Annotated in this window: 4 protein-coding genes and 1 pseudogene; 2 read left to right on the forward strand and 3 right to left on the reverse strand. The window is 29.5% G+C overall.

The window, feature by feature from the left end:
• Window positions 1–167, forward strand: a pseudogene (locus WBN21_RS16885) (transcription termination factor Rho); the annotation flags it as partial.
• 105 nt (window positions 168–272) lie between these two features.
• Here WBN21_RS16885 and WBN21_RS16890 read toward each other — a convergent pair.
• The 3 genes from WBN21_RS16890 to WBN21_RS16900 all read right to left on the reverse strand — a co-directional run bounded on the left by WBN21_RS16890 (window position 273) and on the right by WBN21_RS16900 (window position 2826).
• Window positions 273–851, reverse strand: coding sequence for a hypothetical protein (locus WBN21_RS16890; protein ID WP_424202370.1), 579 nt, complete (start codon window positions 849–851; stop codon window positions 273–275).
• 114 nt (window positions 852–965) lie between these two features.
• On the reverse strand, window positions 966–2234 hold the full coding sequence (locus WBN21_RS16895) for a hypothetical protein (RefSeq protein ID WP_424202372.1): 1269 nt from the start codon (window positions 2232–2234) through the stop codon (window positions 966–968).
• A gap of 37 nt (window positions 2235–2271) precedes the next feature.
• Entirely contained in the window at window positions 2272–2826 is a 555-nt protein-coding gene (locus WBN21_RS16900) for a YceI family protein (RefSeq protein ID WP_424202374.1), read from the reverse strand.
• Between the two features lie 497 nt (window positions 2827–3323).
• Here WBN21_RS16900 and WBN21_RS16905 point away from each other — a divergent pair.
• Window positions 3324–4068, forward strand: a 745-nt coding sequence (locus WBN21_RS16905; protein ID WP_424202376.1) for a hypothetical protein, incomplete at its 3' end; no start/stop codon positions are given.

The following is a 4068-nucleotide window of genomic DNA, read 5'->3' on the forward strand; positions in this document are numbered from 1 at the left end:
GCACGCGTCGTGATGATATTTTATTAGACGATGTTACCATACAACGTATGTGGGTAATGCGTAAATATCTTGCAGATATGAACCCTGTTGAAGCTATGGAATTCATAAATGAGCGTTTCAAGCAAACTAAAAACAACGAAGAGTTTTTAATATCAATGAATGGCTAATATGTTCTTCCCGTGAAGACGGCAAACTAAATATAACTAACTCAAAGTAAAAAAGCCTTAACAGATTTGTTAAGGCTTTTTCATTATTAATTTTTTTTTTAAACTTTAATGTTCTTGAACTTCTAAATGAAAATTGATATCAATAAGCTCTTTTACAACAATAAGCCCTAAAGCTTTTTTTGGTGGTTCTAAATTGAAATCGCAAATATTTAAATTTAATACACCTTCAATAATTAATATATCATCACCTTTTAAAGTTACTGGTATTTTACAAGATTTGGTAACGCCAGCTAAACTTATGTCTATTAATGCTAGCACCTTATTCTCATTGTTGCGATCAGGATAAATTTCTTTTAATTGAAGACGTGTTTTTGGATATAAATTGGATTTTAAAAGTTCTTGAAAATCACTATTTATTCCCTTTCCTCCACAATCAAAACAATTATTTTCTAAAATTAATGTTGTATTCTCAAATACCATTCTGTTATCAATTTTTTGAAAGAAAACAGGAATTGGATTTTTAAACTTGAATATATCATATTCACATTTAAAACTGCTAACATTTGTTTTTCCTTTAATAACCAGATTACTACTAGGAGTTATTAATACCGAAGTGCTTCCGGTAATTACAACGGTAAAAGCAAAAGTTGACATTATTAAAACTAAAAACAATAACTTTTTCATGTCATTAAAAATATAATATATTGTATTTATTCTCACAATATAAAAAAAGTAAGCCTTAAAAGTACAATTAAATTTTTATACCCTTAAGACTTACCTTTTCATCTTACAATTATTTTAGAAACTAATTATCGCTTCTAATGTAAGTCCATCAAACTTAGCATCCTCAAGAAGGTTTCCTGCAGGATAGTCTTTATATTTTTGAACTACATATTCTGCTTTCATTAAGATGTTTTTAGTCATAAACCAACCAGCACCTAACTGAAATCTATCAATATTTATGTCATCTGTACTTGCCAATTCAGCACTTACAGTATTGTAACGACCACCTAAATAAAAGTTTTCTTCATTACCAAATCTGTAAATAACCTCTCCTGCGTATTGTTGAGCTTTTCTTCTATCAGTTTCAGCTAAAGTTCTACCTGAAGTAATCTCTACTGTTCCAAAAACTTCTAAACCACCATATTTTACAAATGGGTTAAACATAACTGCAGTAATTTTGTTTCTGAAACCAGGATCGAAACGTCCAGATCTAAAATTATCGCTACTTGCTGATGCATCTTGTAAAATATCATAATATCTAGAACCACCTCTATCTGCTGTATATAAATAAACACTTGGTGCATACCCTGTATTATATAAAGATCCTGTTAATCTAAATCTAAAATCCTCAGATATTTGTTTATCATAACCCAGTTTTGCTAAGAATGCGGCGCCACCTGTTTTACCATCAGATATTTTAACATTTTGGTTTAATTTACCATTAGAAAATCCAATCATTCCTAATAATCCGCTATCACATTGGTAAAACAATTCAGCTCCAACTTCCGTTGTAAATGAATCCATAATTAAATTTCCAACAAATGGATTATAAATTGATTGAGCATTATCACTTCTTCTAAAGTGTGTATCACCATAGTTGTTCTCCATATGTCCAATTTTTATGGTTGCATGGCTCATAAAGTCTTGCATGAATCCTTCACTTATAAAATCTAGCTTATCTATTTGAAAATAGCCGCCTTTTACATAAGTTTCATGGTGATGTCTAGAAGATAGATAGGTTCTTAAATGCATTCTTACACCATCATAAAGCGCCACATCTAAATCTAAATTAGCCGTAGCTAAATTAAAATTATTACCCGTTTCTAGAATAGGGACAGCTCCTGAATTTTCATTTTTAATAGCTTGAAATTGTAGTGTAGAAGCACCACCTAATCTTACTTTCACGTCAGTAAACGTTGAAACACTATCTTTTAAGGTTTCAAAGACATTTATTCCATTTTTATCGGGTTGCCTATAATTGTCTAAGTTTCTATTTTGAGCAAAAAAACTAACACCTGCTAGTAAAGCAACAATTAGCATACTACTTTTAAATAATTTTTTCATGATTTTTAATTTTTTGGTTGTTAAATTGGTTTATTTATTATTGTTTAAATATTGAATTAAATTTTACTGTTATACTATCTCCTGTGGTTATGGTTCCAAATAATGCTTTTGGTGGTTCAACATTAAATTCGGTCATTTTAAATTCTTTTTCTCCCGATAAAACAATTTTACCTTCTAGAACTTCTAAGTTAAATTCGATAGGAATCAGTTTCTTAACACCAGAAACTGTTAAGTATCCAACAGATTTTAGCAAAAACTTGTTTTCTCCTTTTTTTACAATCTCTTTAACTTCTTGAAGCTTAAATGTGATATTTTTATATTCATCAGATTTTAAAGCTTTATAAGTGTTTTTATCCATGGAATTTTTTCCACTTTTAAGGCTTTCAACAACTACTGTGAAATCGCATTTATCAACTTCTCCTGTTTCAAGATTTTTTAATACAACCTTTCCGTTTTTATTTTCAGCATCAATATGCCAATCATGCAAACTGGAAGTTCCATATACCTTAACAGAAGACTCACTATTAATTAAATTGAATTCTTGAGCTTGTATTAAATTGGACATTAATAGGATGAATCCAATGTACCCCATAAGCTTTATTTTGTTTTTTATTTTTATCATATTCATTTTTTATTTAATTATTTTGACTATGCAAAGTTCTATCCAAACAAACTTAAAAGACATGACAATTGTCATTTGTATATTATTAAAACAATTAATTTATTTATAAACTTAAAAGGGTTTACATGAAATTGCTGAGTTTTTTAAATTAATTTTTGAGAGTTATACTTAAATTGGAAGTGGTTGTGGTTTATCCTAAGGTTAAATAAAGGATTCTAATTTTTACTAAAACAATAAAGCCTTAGTATTTAATTATTAAGTTTTTTTGTAATTATTATTTTAAACGTTACCACATAGGTCGGGCTTTACGTTCATAGTTTTGCCTCGATGTGCGCTTCGACAAAAGCTAACCTCTGCAATCCCTAACGCAAGTTAGAAACTCCTGTTTAACTTATATTATTATACTAATAAATACACTTCACCTTTTACAATTATGTATCTTTGGGGTTTCGTTTAATATTTCAATTATGCCATCAAAAAATTGCTTTAAATACCTCTTTATTTTTTTATTTATTTGCCCTTTAATTTCACTAGGACAATCAAAAGAAAAAGAAAGTTTAAAGCTATTTGTAGAATGTAATTGTGATAAAAACTACATACGACAAGAAGTTAAAAACATTAATCATGTTAGAGACCAAGGGCTAGCAAATGTACAGGTTTTTATATACGATATTGCGAATGGCAGCGGCGGAAAAACATACAAACTTGAGTTTACAGGCACCGATTCATTTGAGAGTATAGCTCATACCCTATCCTTTGTTTCTAACGCTAACATGACGCCAGATGATATTAGAAAACGATTGGTATGGCGCATAAAAAAAGGCTTACTTAAATACATTTTAGAATCTGATATTGCCAATAGAGTAGTATACAGAATAAAAGGAAAAAAAGAGGCTAATGAAGTAGAATTTTATGATCCTTGGAATAATTGGATTTTTGAAGTTTATGGTGAAGCAAAATTTGATAAGGAGACCAGTCGCAAAAAATTTGAATACAAATTAGGTTTAGAGAGTGATCATGTTTCCGATAATTGGCGAGTTAGAGCAGATTTTCAACTAAGCCAATTAAATAGTGAATTTGTAAGAAACGATGAAACGTTTACTAGTGAAAGAAAACGGTATTGGGGTGCTGCAAGTGTAGTTCGAAGTCTTTCAGACCAATGGTCAACAGGTATATTTACAAATTTTAGATACGACACCTTTAATAACATAG

The organism is Algibacter sp., from assembly GCF_049667265.1.
In the GTDB taxonomy this organism is placed as follows: Bacteria; Bacteroidota; Bacteroidia; order Flavobacteriales; family Flavobacteriaceae; genus Algibacter_B.